Origin of the sequence: Pseudomonas sp. PA-1-6B, assembly GCF_021609545.1 — a bacterium.
GTDB classification, from domain to species: domain Bacteria; phylum Pseudomonadota; class Gammaproteobacteria; order Pseudomonadales; family Pseudomonadaceae; genus Aquipseudomonas; species Aquipseudomonas fluorescens_BV.
Genome location: NZ_WJZM01000009.1, coordinates 53,239 through 70,325, shown reverse-complemented (window position 1 = coordinate 70,325; position 17,087 = coordinate 53,239). Strand labels below are relative to the sequence as shown.

The 17,087-nt window shown below is 57.1% G+C and carries 15 protein-coding genes and 2 tRNA genes; 16 read left to right on the top strand and 1 reads right to left on the bottom strand.

What is annotated here, in order from left to right:
* Positions 1 to 9 precede the first annotated feature (9 nt).
* Positions 10 to 318: a YhbY family RNA-binding protein gene (locus GIV35_RS07215; RefSeq protein WP_003176146.1), complete on the bottom strand. Its 309-nt coding sequence runs from the start codon at positions 316 to 318 to the stop codon at positions 10 to 12.
* Between the two features lie 107 nt (positions 319 to 425).
* Between GIV35_RS07215 and rlmE the strand changes: the two genes are divergently transcribed.
* From rlmE to GIV35_RS07135, 16 genes are all read left to right on the top strand, one after another.
* Positions 426 to 1,076 (top strand): 23S rRNA (uridine(2552)-2'-O)-methyltransferase RlmE, encoded by a 651-nt coding sequence (gene rlmE, locus GIV35_RS07210; protein ID WP_003194199.1) that lies wholly within the window; start codon positions 426 to 428, stop codon positions 1,074 to 1,076.
* Between the two features lie 200 nt (positions 1,077 to 1,276).
* A complete protein-coding gene (gene ftsH, locus GIV35_RS07205; protein WP_034127004.1) occupies positions 1,277 to 3,187 on the top strand; it encodes an ATP-dependent zinc metalloprotease FtsH in 1,911 nt (636 codons plus the stop codon).
* 8 nt (positions 3,188 to 3,195) lie between these two features.
* Positions 3,196 to 4,047, top strand: a complete 852-nt coding sequence (folP, locus tag GIV35_RS07200) for a dihydropteroate synthase (RefSeq protein ID WP_236264337.1) — start codon at positions 3,196 to 3,198, stop codon at positions 4,045 to 4,047.
* 16 nt (positions 4,048 to 4,063) lie between these two features.
* A complete protein-coding gene (gene glmM / locus GIV35_RS07195) occupies positions 4,064 to 5,401 on the top strand; it encodes a phosphoglucosamine mutase (RefSeq protein ID WP_003194195.1) in 1,338 nt (445 codons plus the stop codon).
* 66 nt (positions 5,402 to 5,467) lie between these two features.
* Positions 5,468 to 6,223, top strand: coding sequence for a triose-phosphate isomerase (tpiA, locus tag GIV35_RS07190; RefSeq protein WP_003194193.1), 756 nt, complete (start codon positions 5,468 to 5,470; stop codon positions 6,221 to 6,223).
* A 4-nt stretch (positions 6,224 to 6,227) separates the two neighbouring features.
* Positions 6,228 to 6,611 carry a preprotein translocase subunit SecG gene (gene secG, locus GIV35_RS07185; RefSeq protein WP_186607183.1) on the top strand — a complete coding sequence of 128 codons (384 nt, stop codon included), beginning with the start codon at positions 6,228 to 6,230 and terminating at the stop codon, positions 6,609 to 6,611.
* 22 nt (positions 6,612 to 6,633) lie between these two features.
* Positions 6,634 to 6,719 (top strand) — tRNA-Leu (locus GIV35_RS07180).
* A 96-nt stretch (positions 6,720 to 6,815) separates the two neighbouring features.
* Positions 6,816 to 6,892: transfer RNA gene (locus GIV35_RS07175), tRNA-Met, on the top strand.
* Positions 6,893 to 7,032: 140 nt separating this feature from the next.
* Positions 7,033 to 7,491 carry a ribosome maturation factor RimP gene (gene rimP / locus GIV35_RS07170; protein ID WP_032873230.1) on the top strand — a complete coding sequence of 153 codons (459 nt, stop codon included), beginning with the start codon at positions 7,033 to 7,035 and terminating at the stop codon, positions 7,489 to 7,491.
* A 47-nt stretch (positions 7,492 to 7,538) separates the two neighbouring features.
* Positions 7,539 to 9,020 carry a transcription termination factor NusA gene (gene nusA, locus GIV35_RS07165; protein WP_003194187.1) on the top strand — a complete coding sequence of 494 codons (1,482 nt, stop codon included), beginning with the start codon at positions 7,539 to 7,541 and terminating at the stop codon, positions 9,018 to 9,020.
* A gap of 27 nt (positions 9,021 to 9,047) precedes the next feature.
* Positions 9,048 to 11,564 (top strand): translation initiation factor IF-2, encoded by a 2,517-nt coding sequence (infB, locus tag GIV35_RS07160; protein ID WP_003194185.1) that lies wholly within the window; start codon positions 9,048 to 9,050, stop codon positions 11,562 to 11,564.
* Between the two features lie 159 nt (positions 11,565 to 11,723).
* Positions 11,724 to 12,119: a 30S ribosome-binding factor RbfA gene (gene rbfA, locus GIV35_RS07155; protein WP_003176137.1), complete on the top strand. Its 396-nt coding sequence runs from the start codon at positions 11,724 to 11,726 to the stop codon at positions 12,117 to 12,119.
* 3 nt (positions 12,120 to 12,122) lie between these two features.
* The gene (gene truB / locus GIV35_RS07150; RefSeq protein ID WP_003176136.1) at positions 12,123 to 13,040 is read left to right on the top strand and encodes a tRNA pseudouridine(55) synthase TruB; all 918 of its coding nucleotides are present in this window, start codon (positions 12,123 to 12,125) and stop codon (positions 13,038 to 13,040) included.
* Positions 13,041 to 13,155: 115 nt separating this feature from the next.
* Positions 13,156 to 13,425 (top strand): 30S ribosomal protein S15, encoded by a 270-nt coding sequence (gene rpsO / locus GIV35_RS07145; protein WP_003177875.1) that lies wholly within the window; start codon positions 13,156 to 13,158, stop codon positions 13,423 to 13,425.
* Positions 13,426 to 13,620: 195 nt separating this feature from the next.
* The gene (pnp, locus tag GIV35_RS07140; RefSeq protein ID WP_105228510.1) at positions 13,621 to 15,726 is read left to right on the top strand and encodes a polyribonucleotide nucleotidyltransferase; all 2,106 of its coding nucleotides are present in this window, start codon (positions 13,621 to 13,623) and stop codon (positions 15,724 to 15,726) included.
* 294 nt (positions 15,727 to 16,020) lie between these two features.
* The gene (locus GIV35_RS07135) at positions 16,021 to 16,641 is read left to right on the top strand and encodes a BON domain-containing protein (RefSeq protein ID WP_054898021.1); all 621 of its coding nucleotides are present in this window, start codon (positions 16,021 to 16,023) and stop codon (positions 16,639 to 16,641) included.
* The last annotated feature ends 446 nt before the right edge of the window (positions 16,642 to 17,087 follow it).

The window sequence follows — 17,087 nt, the reverse complement described above, 5'->3', positions numbered from 1 at the left end:
CCCTTTTCATCATTTGAAGCGATGAACGTTCGACAGTTGCTTGTTGACGCTGAAGTTCTTGCGATACAGCAGCGCCATCTTGCCGATGACCTGAACCAGGTCCGCTTTGCCGACCTTGCACAGTTCTGCAACGGCAGCCAGGCGCGCTTCGCGATCAAGGATGTTGACCTTGATCTTGATCAGTTCGTGATCGTTCAGTGCGCGCTCGAATTCGGCTAGCACACCCTCAGTCAAACCGTTGTCTGCCACAATCAGAACTGGTTTCAGATGGTGGCCAATGGATTTGTACTGTTTCTTCTGCTCTTGAGTGAGCGGCATAATCTGACCCCTGCGTCTGATCTTGTAAAAAGCGGCGGCCAGTTTACCCGAGCGAGTCCGGGACCGCCCAGTTAATCACGACCCGTTTTATTTTTTCGAGGTGGCCCGTGGCCCGTTCCAAAACCAGCCTTAAGTGGCTACAAGAACATTTCAATGATCCTTACGTCAAAAAGGCGCAAAAGGACGGCTATCGTTCCCGGGCCAGCTACAAGCTGCTGGAGATCCAGGATAAGGACAAATTGATTCGTCCAGGCATGAGCGTTATTGATCTCGGCGCGGCCCCCGGTGGCTGGTCTCAGGTGACCAGTCGTCTGATTGGTGGGCAAGGTCGATTGATCGCTTCGGACATCCTCGAGATGGACAGCATCCCTGACGTCACCTTTGTTCACGGCGATTTCACCGAAGACAAGGTATTGGCCGAGATCCTGGAAGCTGTGGGAAATTCGCAGGTAGACCTTGTGATTTCCGACATGGCCCCCAATATGAGTGGATTACCGGCTGTTGATATGCCGCGTGCCATGTTCCTGTGTGAACTGGCGCTGGATTTGGCGGGTCGGGTGTTGCGTCCGGGGGGTGATTTCCTGGTGAAGGTCTTCCAGGGCGAAGGTTTCGACGAGTACCACAAGAACATTCGCAAGTTGTTCGACAAGGTACAGACCCGCAAGCCGGACTCGTCCCGTGACCGGTCCAGGGAGCAGTATCTGCTGTGCCGTGGCTACCGCGGCGTTGAAGGCGCGGCAAGTGAAGAGCGTTTTTGAGAAATTCGAGAGGGGCGATAGGTTTTTTTATATCGCTTTCGTCACGAAGCTTTACGAATATTGTGTAGTCAAAGTTTCACAAAGGGTTACAGACGGCGCCTGCCAGAGTTGTAGGTAATGTAGTAAGTTAGGCCGGTGAATATCATGCGAAGCGCGCGCCAGTAGCGGAGCTTGCTTCAGAGGGTAGTTAATTGAACGATATGGCAAAGAATCTGATCCTGTGGTTGATCATCGCGGCTGTCCTGGTGACGGTGATGAACAACTTCTCCAGCCCTAACGAGCCGCAGACCCTCAACTATTCCGACTTCATCCAGCAAGTTAAGGATGGCAAGGTCGAGCGCGTAGCGGTTGATGGCTACGTGATTACCGGTAAGCGCAACGATGGCGACAGCTTCAAGACCATTCGTCCTGCCATTCAGGACAACGGTCTCATCGGTGACCTGGTGGATAACAAGGTCATTGTGGAAGGCAAGCAGCCTGAACAGCAAAGCATCTGGACCCAGCTCCTGGTGGCCAGCTTCCCGATCCTGGTGATTATCGCCGTGTTCATGTTCTTCATGCGCCAGATGCAAGGCGGTGCGGGGGGCAAGGGCGGGCCGATGAGCTTCGGCAAGAGCAAGGCGCGCCTGCTCTCCGAGGACCAGGTGAAGACTACCCTGGCTGACGTTGCGGGTTGCGACGAAGCCAAGGAAGAAGTCGGTGAGTTGGTCGAGTTCCTGCGTGATCCGGGCAAGTTCCAGCGCCTGGGTGGCCGTATTCCTCGCGGTGTGCTGATGGTGGGCCCACCGGGTACCGGTAAAACCTTGCTGGCCAAGGCGATTGCCGGCGAAGCCAAGGTGCCTTTCTTCACGATTTCCGGTTCTGACTTTGTCGAGATGTTTGTCGGCGTCGGCGCCAGCCGTGTTCGCGATATGTTCGAGCAGGCCAAGAAGCACGCGCCATGCATCATCTTCATCGACGAAATCGATGCCGTTGGTCGCCATCGTGGCGCTGGCATGGGTGGTGGTCACGATGAGCGTGAGCAGACCCTCAACCAATTGCTGGTAGAGATGGATGGTTTCGAGATGAATGACGGCATTATCGTCATCGCCGCAACCAACCGTCCCGACGTGCTGGACCCTGCGTTGCTGCGTCCGGGCCGTTTCGACCGTCAGGTTGTGGTCGGCCTGCCGGATATCCGCGGTCGTGAGCAGATCCTGAAAGTGCACATGCGCAAGGTGCCAATGGGTGACGACGTGGCACCGGCTGTGATCGCCCGTGGTACTCCCGGTTTCTCCGGTGCTGATTTGGCGAACCTGGTGAACGAGGCGTCGCTGTTCGCTGCCCGTACTGGCAAGCGCATCGTTGAAATGAAAGAGTTCGAATTGGCGAAAGACAAGATCATGATGGGCGCCGAGCGCAAATCCATGGTCATGTCCGAGAAAGAGAAGCAGAACACCGCTTATCACGAGGCAGGTCATGCCATTGTAGGTCGCGTTGTGCCAGAGCATGACCCCGTCTACAAAGTGTCGATCATCCCGCGTGGTCGGGCGCTGGGTGTGACCATGTTCCTGCCGGAAGAGGATCGCTACAGCCTCTCCAAGCGTGCGCTGATCAGCCAGATCTGCTCGCTGTATGGCGGCCGGATTGCTGAAGAAATGACCCTTGGCTTCGACGGTGTGACCACTGGCGCCTCCAACGACATCATGCGTGCCAGCCAGATCGCACGAAACATGGTGACCAAGTGGGGTTTGTCGGAAAAACTCGGCCCATTGATGTACGCCGAAGAAGAAGGCGAAGTGTTCCTGGGGCGTGGCGGCGGTGGGCAAAGCGCCAGCTTCTCGGGTGAGACAGCCAAGCTGATCGACTCCGAGGTTCGCAGCATCATTGATCAGTGCTACGGCACGGCCAAGCAGATCCTGACGGACAACCGTGACAAGCTGGACGCCATGGCTGATGCGTTGATGAAGTACGAAACCATCGATGCCGACCAGATCGACGACATCATGTCGGGCCGTACGCCGCGTGAGCCGCGCGACTGGGAAGGTGGTTCGGGTACTTCGGGCACTCCGCCTGTGGTGCAGAATGAGCGCCCTGAAACGCCTATCGGCGGCCCGGCAGCTGATCACTAAGGTTTGAAATGACTTCTGCTTTGTCCTCTACCCGGTTGCCTTGCGGCAACCGGGTTCTTGATTTGGCCCGGACGCATGTCATGGGCATCCTCAATGTAACCCCTGACTCCTTTTCCGATGGTGGCCGCTTCAGCCAGTTGGATGCCGCGTTGTGTCATGCCGAGGCGATGGTGGCTGCCGGTGCGACGCTGATTGATGTGGGTGGGGAATCGACCCGCCCCGGTGCCCGCGTTGTTTCTCCTTTGGAGGAGCTGGAGCGGGTGGCGCCCGTGGTCGAACGTATTGCCCGTGAGCTGGATGTCATCATCTCGGTAGACACCTCCACCCCGGCAGTGATGCGCGAAACCGCGCGGCTGGGGGCTGGGTTGATCAACGATGTGCGTTCGCTGCAGCGTGATGGAGCCCTTGATGCGGCCGCCGCAACTGGCCTGCCCGTCTGTCTGATGCATATGCTGGGTGAGCCCGGCAACATGCAGGACAATCCGCACTACGACGATCTGGTCGGCGAGGTGAGTGGGTTTCTTGCTGAGAGGATTGCCCAATGTGTGGCTGTGGGTATTGCGCCTGAGCAGATCATCCTCGATCCGGGGTTTGGCTTTGCCAAGACCCTGCAGCACAATCTAAGCCTGTTCAAACACATGGAAGCCTTGCATGCCCTTGGTCGCCCGCTGTTGGTCGGTGTTTCGCGCAAGAGCATGATAGGGCTCGCCCTGAATCGCCCGGTCGGCGAACGCCTGTATGGCGGCCTGGCGCTTGCGGCGCTTGCCGTGACCAAGGGTGCACGTATTTTGCGTGTGCATGATGTCGCCGAAACGGTCGATGTGGTGCGCATGCTCGCTGCTGTAGAATCAGCCGAATAAGAATGATGGAGCACTTATGACTAAAAAATATTTTGGCACCGACGGCATTCGTGGTCGGGTCGGCGAATTCCCGATTACTCCTGATTTCATGCTCAAGCTGGGTTGGGCGGCAGGCATGGCGTTCCGCAGCATGGGCGCGTGTCGCATCCTGGTGGGCAAGGACACCCGTATTTCGGGCTACATGTTTGAGTCTGCGCTGGAGGCCGGGTTGTCCGCCGCCGGGGCCGATGTGATGCTGTTGGGCCCTATGCCCACGCCGGCAATCGCTTACCTCACGCGTACCTTTCACGCCGAAGCCGGTATTGTGATCAGCGCTTCCCATAATCCTCATGATGACAACGGCATCAAATTTTTCTCGGGGCAGGGCACCAAGCTGCCTGACGAGATCGAGTTGATGATCGAGGAGCTGCTGGATGCGCCGATGACGGTGGTTGAGTCCAGCAAGTTGGGCAAGGTGTCGCGCATTAACGACGCGTCAGGTCGCTATATCGAATTCTGTAAAAGCAGCGTTCCGAGCAGCACCAATTTCGCAGGCTTGAAGATTGTTGTCGATTGCGCCCATGGTGCGACCTACAAGGTGGCGCCGAGCGTCTTCAAGGAGTTGGGCGCACAGGTCACCGTGCTGTCGGCTCAGCCCAACGGCTTGAACATCAACGACAACTGCGGTTCAACCCACATGGAACAGCTGCAGGCTGCAGTGCTGGCTGAGCATGCGGACCTGGGCATCGCTTTTGATGGTGATGGCGACCGCGTGCTGATGGTGGATCACACCGGCACGATCGTGGATGGTGATGACCTGTTGTTCATCATTGCCCGTGACCTGCATGAGCGTAACAAGCTGCAAGGTGGCGTGGTCGGCACCTTGATGAGTAATCTCGGCCTGGAGCTGGCGTTGGCAGAACTGGGGATTCCCTTTATTCGCGCCAATGTCGGTGATCGCTATGTGATCGCCGAGCTGCTGGAGCGTAACTGGTTGGTTGGTGGCGAGAACTCCGGGCATGTGGTCTGCTTCCAGCACACCACCACGGGTGACGCTATCATCGCCGCGCTGCAGGTGCTGCTGGCCCTGCGTCGCCGCGAGGAGAGCCTGGCCCAGGCGCGCCAAGCCCTGCGCAAGTGTCCGCAAGTGCTGCTCAATGTGCGTTTTGCCGGTGGCGAAAACCCCATCGAGCACCCTGCTGTCAAAGAGGCTTGCGAGCGCGTGACCCAGGCAATGGCGGGGCGCGGGCGCGTGTTGCTGCGCAAGTCCGGCACAGAGCCGCTGGTGCGCGTGATGGTCGAAGGTGAGGACGAAACACAGGTTCGCGGCCATGCCGAAGACCTGGCAAAACTGGTAACTGAAGTTTGCGCCTGAATTCGGCTTGCCAGTGGTGATGTGGTTGGGTAACATCTGCGCCCACTTTGACCGACGGGGTACAGCATGCGTCGCACTATGGTAGCTGGTAACTGGAAGATGCACGGTACCCGCGCCAGTGTCGCTGAGCTGATCAACGGCCTTCGTCACTTGGCCTTGCCTAGCGGTGTTGACGTCGCGGTGTTCCCGCCTTGCTTGCATATCAACCAAGTGGTTGATGGCTTGAAGGGTAAGTCGATTCAGGTCGGCGCGCAGAACTCTGCGGTGGAACCGATGCAAGGTGCGTTGACCGGCGAGATTTCGCCGAGTCAGCTGGTTGATGCGGGTTGTTCCTATGTGCTTGTCGGGCACTCCGAGCGTCGCCAGATGATGGGCGAGCGGGATGGGACGCTCAACCGCAAGTTCGCCGCAGCACAGGCTTGTGGCTTGATTCCGGTGTTGTGCATAGGGGAGACCCTTGAGCAGCGCGAATCGGGCAAGACTCTTGAAGTTGTCTCGCGTCAGCTGGGCAGCATCATCGAGGAGCTGGGTGTTGGTGCATTTGCCAAGGCGGTCATTGCTTACGAGCCGGTCTGGGCCATTGGCACCGGGCTGACTGCTACACCGCAACAGGCGCAGGATGTGCACGCAGCCATCCGCGCGCAGTTGGCGGCAGAGAATTCTGAAGTCGCACAAGGTGTGCGGCTTCTATACGGCGGCAGCGTGAAGGCGGCCAATGCGGTCGAACTGTTCGGCATGCCGGATATCGATGGGGGGCTCATTGGTGGAGCTTCCCTGAATGCAGATGAGTTCGGTGCGATCTGTCGCGCCGCGGGAAACTGAAAAAATGCTGGAAACAGTCGTAGTCGTTTTTCATCTGTTGGCTGCCCTGAGCGTAGTTGCTCTGGTTTTGTTGCAACAGGGTAAAGGTGCGGATGCTGGTGCGTCTTTCGGTGCAGGTGCTTCAAATACTGTGTTCGGAAGCCAAGGTTCCTCTACCTTTCTTAGTAAGTTTACTGCTATACTTGCCGCAGGTTTCTTCATAACCAGCTTAGGGTTAGGTTACTTTGCTAAAGAGAAAGCTCAAGTGCTGACTCAAGTAGGTTTGCCAAACCCAGCGGTGTTGGAAGTTCCAAAAGCAAAACCGGCTTCTGATGATGTCCCGGTGCTTCAAGAGCAAAAGTCGGCTACTCCAGCGACTGACGTACCTCCAGCTCAAGAGCAGAAGTAAGAAGGGTTGTAAGCGCTGTATTGCCGAGGTGGTGGAATTGGTAGACACGCAACCTTGAGGTGGTTGTGCCCATAGGGTGTAGGGGTTCGAGTCCCCTTCTCGGTACCAATTATCAGGAGAGCCCGCTGTTGCGGGCTTTCTTGTAGGTGGAAGGTTACATTGACCCTGTAAGGGATCGGTCGTATACTTCCGCCCCAGCTTTGTCGCGGGGTGGAGCAGTCTGGTAGCTCGTCGGGCTCATAACCCGAAGGTCGTCGGTTCAAATCCGGCCCCCGCAACCAGTTTTAGCGGAGCCCCTTTTAAGGGGCTTTTTGTTAGCTGGACACTTTCAACGCCGCTGTTCGACGGCGTTTCAAGGATGGGCGTTTCGCCCATTTTTTTATTTTGCACAGCATGCACATACATGCACGAGGGGGTTCAGGTGTCGAGCAAGCTAGAAGAGTTGCAGGCCTTGTTGGCCCCGGTGGTCGTGGCCCTAGGCTATGAATGCTGGGGTATTGAGTTTTCGGCTCAAGGTCGCCACTCAATGTTGCGCGTTTATATCGATAAAGAGGGCGGCGTGCTGGTGGACGATTGTGCCATTGTCAGCCGTCAGATCAGCGGTGTGCTGGATGTTGAAGATCCAATCTCCGTTGAATACACCCTTGAAGTTTCCTCGCCAGGCATGGAACGCCCACTGTTCACTATCGAGCAGTTTGCTAAATATGCCGGTGAACAAGTGAAGATCAAGCTGCGTTCCCCCTTTGAAGGGCGACGCAACTTTCAGGGCCTTCTGCGCGGTGTAGAAGAGCAGGATGTCGTGGTGCAGGTAGAAGACCACGAGTTCCTGTTGCCGATCGATATGATCGACAAGGCCAACATTATTCCCAGTTTTGACTGAGACGCGGATCCCGCGGATCCAATGGCTTGCGAAAGGCGAGGCGTACGATGAGCAAAGAAGTACTGCTGGTTGTTGAGTCGGTATCCAATGAAAAGGGTGTACCGGCAAGCGTGATTTTTGAAGCGTTGGAGCTGGCCCTGGCCACTGCTACCAAGAAACGTTTTGAAGACGAAGTAGATCTGCGTGTGGAAATCAACCGCCACACCGGTGCCTATGAGACTTTCCGTCGTTGGACGGTGGTCGAAGAGGACGATCTTGATGATCCGGCCATCGAAACCTGGCCAAGCAAGGTTGCGCAAACGCATCCGGGCGCCCAGGTTGGCGATGTTGTCGAAGAAAAGATCGAGTCGATCGAATTCGGCCGTATTGCTGCACAGACCGCCAAGCAGGTCATCGTGCAGAAGGTTCGCGAAGCCGAGCGCGCTCAAGTCGTTGACGCCTATCGCGAACGCCTGGGTGAAATCATCTCTGGCACCGTAAAGAAAGTTACCCGCGATAACGTGATCGTTGACCTGGGCAACAACGCCGAAGCGTTGCTGGCCCGCGAAGACATCATCTCTCGCGAAACCTTCCGTGTCGGCGTGCGTCTGCGTGCGCTGCTCAAGGAAATCCGCACCGAGAACCGCGGCCCGCAGTTGATCCTGTCGCGTACCGCGCCGGAAATGCTGATCGAGCTGTTCCGTATCGAAGTGCCGGAAATCGCCGAAGGCCTGATCGAAGTGATGGCGGCGTCCCGTGACCCGGGTTCGCGTGCCAAGATCGCGGTCCGCTCCAAGGACAAACGCATCGACCCGCAAGGCGCTTGCATCGGTATGCGCGGTTCGCGCGTCCAGGCAGTGTCGGGCGAATTGGGCGGTGAGCGTGTGGACATCGTCCTGTGGGACGATAACCCGGCGCAGTTCGTGATCAACGCCATGTCGCCAGCTGAAGTGGCGGCAATTATCGTTGACGAAGATGCCCATGCAATGGACATCGCCGTTGGCGCAGACAATCTGGCTCAGGCCATTGGTCGTGGTGGTCAGAACGTGCGTCTGGCCAGCCAACTGACCGGTTGGACCCTGAACGTGATGACCGAATCGGACATCCAGGCTAAGCAGCAAGCTGAAACCGGTGACATCCTGCGCAACTTCATCGAAGAGTTGGAAGTCGATGAAGAGCTGGCACAGGTGCTGGTAGATGAAGGCTTCACCAGCCTGGAAGAGATTGCCTACGTACCGTTGGAAGAAATGCTCAACATCGACGGCTTTGACGAAGATATCGTCAACGAGCTCCGCGCTCGGGCCAAGGATCGTTTGTTGACTAAAGCCATCGCTACTGAGGAAAAGCTGGCAGACGCCCATCCGGCCGAAGACCTGCTCTCGCTTGAGGGTATGGACAAGGATTTGGCGATGGAACTGGCGGTGCGCGGCGTAATTACCCGCGAAGACCTGGCCGAGCAGTCTATTGACGATCTGCTCGACATCGACGGCATTGACGAAGATCGTGCCGGCAAGTTGATCATGGCCGCCCGAGCCCATTGGTTCGAGTAATTAGGCGCGGCCTGAGGAGAGAAGTGCATGACGCAAGTCACGGTGAAACAACTGGCCGATGAGGTCAAAACACCGGTAGAGCGCCTGTTGCAGCAGATGCGTGAGGCAGGTCTGCCGCACACCGCCGCCGATGAAGGTGTGAGCGATAGTGAGAAGCAGTCTTTGCTGACTCACTTGAAGAGCAGCCACAAGGCGAAAGTGGAAGAACCGCGCAAGATTACATTGCAGCGCAAAACCACCAGCACCCTGCGGGTTGCGGGTAGCAAGAGCATCAGCGTTGAAGTACGCAAGAAGAAAGTCTTCGTACAGCGCAGCCCGGAAGAAATCGAAGCCGAGCGCAAACGCGAGCTGGAAGAACGTCGCGCAGTAGAAAATGCTGCACGTCAGAAGGCTGAAGAAGAAGCCAAGCGTCGCGCCGAAGAAGAAGCGCGTCGCCAGCCTGCTGCTGCGCAACCTGCTGCCACTGACGCGGTCGCCGCCCCTGTTGAAGCTGTGCGTGAGGCTGCCCCGGCTGCCGCCGCACCTGCTCCTGCAGCAGACGCCCGCAAGCGCGACGAACCTCGTCGTCCGGACAAACCACGTGCTGACGATAACAATCGTCGCGGTGGTGGTGGCGATGGCGAGCGTAAAAACGCTCCGCACCGCGCCTCGGTCAAAGAGAAAGCGCCTGCGCCACGTGTTGCCCCACGTACTACCGACGAAGAAAGCGATGGCTTCCGTCGTGGTGGTCGCGGCAAAGCCAAGCTGAAGAAACGCAACGCCCACGGTTTCCAGAGCCCAACCGGCCCTGTCGTGCGTGAAGTGAAGATCGGCGAGACCATCACTGTGGGCGATCTGGCCCAGCAGATGTCGGTCAAGGCTGCTGAAATCATCAAGTTCATGTTCAAGCTGGGCACTCCAGCCACCATCAACCAGGTACTGGACCAGGAAACTGCCCAGTTGGTTGCTGAAGAGCTGGGCCACAAAGTGACCCTGGTCAGCGACACCGCCCTGGAAGATTCCCTGGCCGAGTCCCTGAAGTTTGAAGGCGAGGCAGTTTCCCGTGCGCCGGTTGTGACCGTAATGGGCCACGTTGACCACGGTAAAACTTCCCTGCTCGACTACATCCGTCGTGCCAAGGTTGCCGCGGGCGAAGCCGGTGGTATTACCCAACACATCGGTGCATACCACGTTGAAACCGAGCGCGGCATGGTCACCTTCCTCGACACCCCAGGTCACGCCGCGTTTACCGCAATGCGTGCCCGTGGTGCCAAGGCGACCGACATCGTGATCCTGGTGGTTGCAGCGGACGACGGCGTAATGCCGCAGACCATTGAAGCTGTCCAGCACGCCAAGGCTGCCGGTGTTCCTCTGGTCGTTGCCGTGAACAAAATCGACAAGCCGGGCGCCGATCTCGATCGCATCCGTAGCGAACTGTCGGTTCACGGCGTGACGTCCGAGGAATGGGGTGGCGAGACGCCATTCGTATCGGTCTCGGCGAAAATGGGTACCGGCGTTGACGAACTGCTCGAAGCGGTGCTGTTGCAAGCCGAAGTCCTGGAACTGACCGCTACTCCATCGGCTCCTGGCCGTGGTGTCGTGGTTGAGTCCCGTCTCGACAAGGGCCGTGGCCCGGTTGCCACCGTGCTGGTTCAAGACGGTACCCTGCGCCAAGGCGACATGGTACTGGTCGGTTCGAACTACGGCCGTGTACGTGCCATGCTCGACGAGAACGGCAAGCCAATCAAGGAAGCAGGTCCTGCCATCCCAGTCGAGATTCTCGGCCTGGACGGCACGCCGGACGCTGGCGACGAGATGAGCGTAGTGGCTGACGAGAAGAAAGCCCGTGAAGTGGCTCTGTTCCGTCAAGGCAAGTTCCGCGAAGTCAAGCTGGCCCGTGCTCACGCCGGCAAGCTGGAAAACATCTTCGAGAACATGGGCCAGGAAGAGAAGAAGACGCTTAACATCGTCCTCAAGTCTGACGTTCGTGGTTCCCTCGAAGCGTTGAACGGTGCCTTGAACGGCCTGGGTAACGACGAAGTGCAAGTGCGTGTTGTCGGTGGCGGTGTCGGTGGTATCACCGAATCCGACGCCAACCTGGCACTGGCCTCCAACGCTGTACTGTTCGGCTTCAACGTGCGTGCCGATGCTGGCGCTCGCAAGATCGTCGAGCAGGAAGGCCTGGACATGCGTTACTACAACGTCATCTACGACATCATCGAAGACGTCAAGAAGGCCCTTACCGGCATGCTTGGCAGTGACGTCCGGGAGAACATCCTGGGTATCGCCGAGGTGCGTGATGTGTTCCGCTCGCCGAAATTCGGTGCGATCGCCGGCTGTATGGTGGTTGAAGGCACTGTGTACCGTAACCGTCCAATCCGTGTACTGCGTGAAGACATCGTTATCTTCGAAGGCGAGCTGGAATCCCTGCGCCGCTTCAAGGATGACGCTGCCGAAGTACGTGCCGGCATGGAATGCGGTATCGGCGTCAAGAGCTACAACGACGTCAAGGTTGGCGACAAGATCGAAGTCTTCGAGAAGGTTCAGGTTGCTCGCAGCCTCTAACTCGCGCACTTCAGGAGCCGCGCAGCGTGTGGGCATGCAGATGCCCCGCACAGCGTCAGGACTCTAAACGCAACGCCCGGTCTGGCTTTTGTCAGGCCGGGCGTTTGCCGCTTTCAGACCCCACGGGTTTCACCGTGTGGCAGTAACAGGTAACAAGACATGGCAAAAGAATACAGCCGTACCCAGCGTATCGGCGATCAGATGCAGCGTGAGCTGGCCCAACTGATCCGCCGCGAAGTCAAAGACCCACGCGTTGGCCTGGTCACCATTACCGCTGTTGAAGTGAGCCGTGACGTGGGTCACGCCAAGATCTTCATCACCGTGATGGGGCAGGACAACAGCGAAGAAATCGCGCAAAGCATCAAGGTGCTCAACTCCGCCGCAGGTTTCCTGCGGATGCAGTTGGCCCGTGAAATGAAGCTGCGCAGCGTTCCGCAGTTGCACTTCCATTACGACGAAAGCGTCGTGCGTGGCGCGCACCTGTCGGCCCTGATCGAACGTGCCGTGGCTGAAGACAGCCAGCATCCGTCCACACCTGAAGACGCCAAGGAGTAAGCGGTGGCTCAGGTCAAACGTATCCGTCGCAACGTCAGTGGCATCATTCTGCTCGACAAACCCATTGGTTTTACCTCCAATGCCGCGTTGCAGAAGGTTCGCTGGCTGCTCAATGCCGAGAAGGCCGGGCATACCGGCAGCCTTGATCCATTGGCCACCGGTGTATTGCCGTTGTGCTTTGGCGAGGCCACCAAGTTTTCGCAATACCTGCTTGATTCCGACAAGGGTTATGAAACCCTGATGCAACTGGGCAAGACCACCACCACGGCAGATGCCGAAGGTGATGTTTTGCAGGTTCGCGACGTGACCGTTGGTCGTGCGGATATCGAAGCTGCCTTACCCGCTTTTCGTGGGCAAATCAGTCAGATACCGCCGATGTACTCGGCACTCAAGCGCGATGGCCAGCCACTTTACAAGCTGGCACGTGCGGGCGAAGTAGTGGAGCGCGAACCGCGTTCTGTTACTATTGCGCGCTTGGAATTGCTCGCTTGTGAAGGCGACACTGCCCGTTTGGCCGTGGACTGCAGCAAAGGCACCTATATCCGTACCCTGGTGGAAGATATTGGTGAGCAACTTGGCTGTGGCGCATACGTTGCCGAACTGCGACGTACACAAGCCGGACCTTTCACCTTGGCCCAGACGGTCACGCTGGAAGAGCTCGAGGCAGTGCACGCCGAAGGCGGCAACGAAGCGGTTGATCGCTTCCTGATGCCATCGGACAGCGGTTTGCTGGATTGGCCATTGCTGCACTTCTCGGAGCACAGCGCGTTCTACTGGCTCAACGGCCAGCCGGTACGCGCCCCGGATGCCCCGAAATTCGGCATGGTGCGAGTACAGGATCATAACGGTCGCTTTATCGGTATCGGTGAAGTGAGCGAAGACGGGCGCATCGCGCCGCGTCGGCTGATTCGGTCAGAATGACCGAACGAGTGTGGCTGTTAACAGGCATGGTCAACACTCATTTTTAGATACAGGGATTTGTCCCTGGCCTGTTGAAACTGCCCTTTGGGTGGTTTCCTGAAAAAAGGATTGCCTCATGGCTCTCGACGTTCAAGAAAAAGCACAAATCGTAGCTGACTATCAGCAAGCTGTTGGTGACACTGGTTCGCCAGAAGTGCAAGTTGCACTGCTGACCCACAACATCAACAAACTGCAAGGTCACTTCAAGGCCAACGGTAAAGACCACCACTCCCGTCGTGGTCTGATCCGCATGGTAAACCAGCGCCGTAAGCTGCTGGACTACCTGAAAGGCAAGGATCTGGGTCGTTATCAGACTCTGATCGGTCGCCTGGGTCTGCGTCGCTAATAAGCGATTGCGCTAGAGGTTGGTTGTCTGCCGCGTGTCATCGGGATTCCCGTTGGCCCGTGGTAGGCTCCCAGCCTCAAGTTTTATCTGGATACACGTTTTACCCTGGACGAGCGTCGGGCCGATTCCCGGCATTGCCCAAGAATTTCGCAAGAAGACAAGTTCCCCCAAGAGCCACAAAGAAGGTAGGACACCGTGAACCCGGTTATCAAAAAATTCCAGTTCGGTCAGTCGACCGTTACCCTCGAGACAGGCCGTATCGCCCGTCAAGCCTCCGGCGCAGTGCTGGTTACCGTTGACGACGACGTGACCGTATTGGTGACCGTTGTTGGCGCCAAGACCGCTGACCCGAGCAAGGGCTTCTTCCCTCTGTCCGTTCACTACCAGGAAAAGACTTACGCTGCCGGTAAGATCCCTGGCGGTTTCTTCAAGCGCGAAGGCCGTCCTTCCGAAAAAGAAACCCTGACTTCCCGACTGATCGACCGTCCGATCCGTCCGCTGTTCCCAGAAGGCTTCATGAACGAAGTGCAGGTTGTCTGCACCGTCGTTTCCACCAGCAAGAAGACCGATCCGGACATCGCTGCGATGATCGGTACCTCGGCTGCCCTGGCCATCTCCGGCATTCCTTTCGATGGCCCGATCGGCGCTGCCCGCGTTGCGTTCCACGAAAGCACTGGCTACCTGCTGAACCCGACTTACGAGCAACAGAAAGCATCGAGCCTGGACATGGTCGTTGCCGGTACGTCCGAAGCCGTATTGATGGTTGAATCGGAAGCCAAAGAGCTGACCGAAGACCAGATGCTGGGTGCCGTACTGTTTGCTCACGACGAGTTCCAGGTTGTGATCAACGCGGTTAAAGAATTGGCTGCCGAAGCTGCCAAGCCGACCTGGTCCTGGGCTGCTGCCCCGGAAGCCACCGAACTGCTGGGCGCTATCCGCTCCGAGTTCGGCGCTGCCATCTCCGACGCCTACACCATCACCGTCAAGGCCGACCGTTATGCTCGCCTGGGTGAGCTGAAGGACCAGGTCGTGGCCAAGCTGTCCGGTGAAGAAGGCCAGCCTTCTTCCAGCGAAGTCAAAGCTGCTTTCGGTGAGATCGAATACCGCACCGTTCGCGAAAACATCGTTAACGGCAAGCCACGTATCGACGGTCGCGACACCCGCACCGTGCGTCCGCTGAACATCGAAGTCGGCGTTCTGCCGAAGACTCACGGTTCGGCGCTGTTCACCCGTGGCGAAACCCAGGCCCTGGTCGTTGCGACCCTGGGTACTGCCCGTGATGCACAACTGCTGGACACCCTGGAAGGCGAGAAAAAAGACCCCTTCATGCTGCACTACAACTTCCCTCCGTTCTCGGTGGGCGAGTGTGGTCGTATGGGCGGTGCAGGTCGTCGCGAAATCGGTCACGGCCGTCTGGCCCGTCGTTCGGTTCAGGCCATGCTGCCTGCCGCTGACGTGTTCCCGTACACCATCCGTGTTGTATCGGAAATCACCGAGTCCAACGGTTCCAGCTCCATGGCTTCGGTCTGCGGTGCTTCCCTGGCTCTGATGGACGCCGGTGTGCCAATGAAGGCACCGGTTGCCGGTATCGCCATGGGCCTGGTTAAAGAAGGCGAGAAGTTCGCCATCCTGACCGACATCCTGGGTGACGAAGACCACCTGGGCGACATGGACTTCAAAGTAGCTGGTACCGCCAAAGGTGTGACCGCGCTGCAGATGGACATCAAGATCAAAGGCATCACCGAAGAGATCATGGAAATCGCCCTGGGCCAAGCCCTGGAAGCGCGCCTGAACATCCTCGGCCAGATGAACCAGATCATTGGTCAGTCCCGCACCGAACTGTCGGAAAATGCTCCGACCATGATCGCGATGAAAATCGACACCGACAAAATCCGTGATGTCATCGGTAAAGGCGGCGCGACTATCCGTGCGATCTGTGAAGAAACCAAGGCTTCGATCGACATCGAAGACGACGGTTCGATCAAGATCTTCGGCGAAACCAAGGAAGCGGCTGAAGCAGCACGCCAGCGCGTCCTGGGTATCACCGCTGAGGCAGAGATCGGCAAGATCTACGTTGGTAAGGTTGAGCGCATCGTCGACTTCGGCGCGTTCGTCAACATCCTTCCGGGCAAAGACGGTCTGGTTCACATCTCCATGCTGAGCGATGCTCGTGTTGAGAAAGTGACCGACATTCTGAAAGAAGGCCAGGAAGTGGAAGTGCTGGTACTGGACGTGGACAACCGCGGCCGTATCAAGCTGTCCATCAAGGACGTAGCAGCAGCCAAGGCTTCGGGCGTTTAATCACCCGCAGGCTTCACGCTGAAAAAAGGACTCCTCGGAGTCCTTTTTTTATGGGCGCGAGAAAATGAAGCAGAATCAGCTGTTTAGCGCCGCCCAAAAGCCGCAACTTGCATGCAGGCACGATGGGCTTCATGCAAGTTGCACGATTTCGAAAATTCACACATTTCATAACTCTTTGTTTATTAAGGAATTTAACCTGTTCGGCGAGTTGGCACACTGCCTGCAATATCCCTGGTAGCGCTGCAGCATGAAGGTTTACGCCTGCAGACTTTTAATAAAACAGGAGTTACTCGTATGAAGAAGTTCGCTCTCGCTACTGCTACCGCTCTGACCCTGGCCATGGGTGCTAACGTAGCCTTTGCTCAGACTTCCCAAGCCCCTATGACTTTGGCGGCCGGTGAAGCGACCAAGGCTAAGGAAAGCGTTTCGGATACTTGGATCACCACTAAAGTCAAAGCTGACCTGCTGACCGAAAAAGGCATTCCAGGTTCGGACATCAAGGTTGAGACCAACAAAGGTGTGGTTTCCCTGTCCTCCGACGTAGCTATCTCGGATTCGCAGAAAGAAATGGCTGTAGGGATCACCAAGAAAATCAAAGGTGTGACTGCTGTTTCTGCTGACGGCCTGCTGGCTGGCGGCGCTACCAAAGCTGACGGCATCGACAAAACCAAAGGCGCTGCCCACGACGCTAAAGAGACCACCAGCGATACCTGGATCACTACCAAAGTGAAGGCTGACCTGGTAACTGAAAAAGGCATTCCTGGCACCGACATCAAGGTTGAAACCAACAAAGGTGTTGTATCCCTGTCGTCGCCTACCGCTGTGACCGCTTCGCAGAAAGAAACGGCTGTAGCGATCACCAAGAAGATCAAAGGCGTTAAAGCTGTATCGGCCGATGGCCTGAAAGCAGAGTAATGCTGACGTTTCGTTTGAACTGAATAGCGGCGGCTTAGGGTGAGTTAGATATCCACCTGACGCACCTCTGGAGTTCATGCGACCGACCACACGGATGTGGTCATTACAGGCCCCGGCGTCAAAGACTTATACCCTAAAGATACATAGTTCCATCAGCAGGGATCGAAGATCTAACAGGAGTCGGCTTTCGAGCGTACTAGCCTTACGATGTAGAAATACATCCTAAGACAACGTCCTTCCTAAGCGCAAACGGCAACGTCGGCGTTTTTTGGGTTTCCGAATTAAATGCGAAATTCTGGGAATAGCTGCGCTATGGAGTTTGGGCGGCGTGTAGAGTTATCACTAATTCAGAAAGTGCAGGAACGCGCTTGGGGAGACCTGGCCATGGGTCTGGCCCATCAAACCAATCTGAAGGGCTGCCGTCTGCATTAACTGCTCCAATGACC

Bases quoted from the DNA above. Each gene is read 5' to 3' on its own strand.
- rbfA (WP_003176137.1), top strand. From the start codon at position 11,724: ATGGCAAAAGAATACAGCCGTACCCAGCGTATCGGCGATCAGATGCAG.
- nusA (WP_003194187.1), top strand. From the start codon at position 7,539: ATGAGCAAAGAAGTACTGCTGGTTGTTGAGTCGGTATCCAATGAAAAG.
- tpiA (WP_003194193.1), top strand. From the start codon at position 5,468: ATGCGTCGCACTATGGTAGCTGGTAACTGGAAGATGCACGGTACCCGC.
- rpsO (WP_003177875.1), top strand. From the start codon at position 13,156: ATGGCTCTCGACGTTCAAGAAAAAGCACAAATCGTAGCTGACTATCAG.
- infB (WP_003194185.1), top strand. From the start codon at position 9,048: ATGACGCAAGTCACGGTGAAACAACTGGCCGATGAGGTCAAAACACCG.
- GIV35_RS07135 (WP_054898021.1), top strand. From the start codon at position 16,021: ATGAAGAAGTTCGCTCTCGCTACTGCTACCGCTCTGACCCTGGCCATG.
- folP (WP_236264337.1), top strand. From the start codon at position 3,196: ATGACTTCTGCTTTGTCCTCTACCCGGTTGCCTTGCGGCAACCGGGTT.
- glmM (WP_003194195.1), top strand. From the start codon at position 4,064: ATGACTAAAAAATATTTTGGCACCGACGGCATTCGTGGTCGGGTCGGC.
- ftsH (WP_034127004.1), top strand. From the start codon at position 1,277: ATGGCAAAGAATCTGATCCTGTGGTTGATCATCGCGGCTGTCCTGGTG.
- GIV35_RS07215 (WP_003176146.1), bottom strand. From the start codon at position 318: ATGCCGCTCACTCAAGAGCAGAAGAAACAGTACAAATCCATTGGCCAC.
- secG (WP_186607183.1), top strand. From the start codon at position 6,228: ATGCTGGAAACAGTCGTAGTCGTTTTTCATCTGTTGGCTGCCCTGAGC.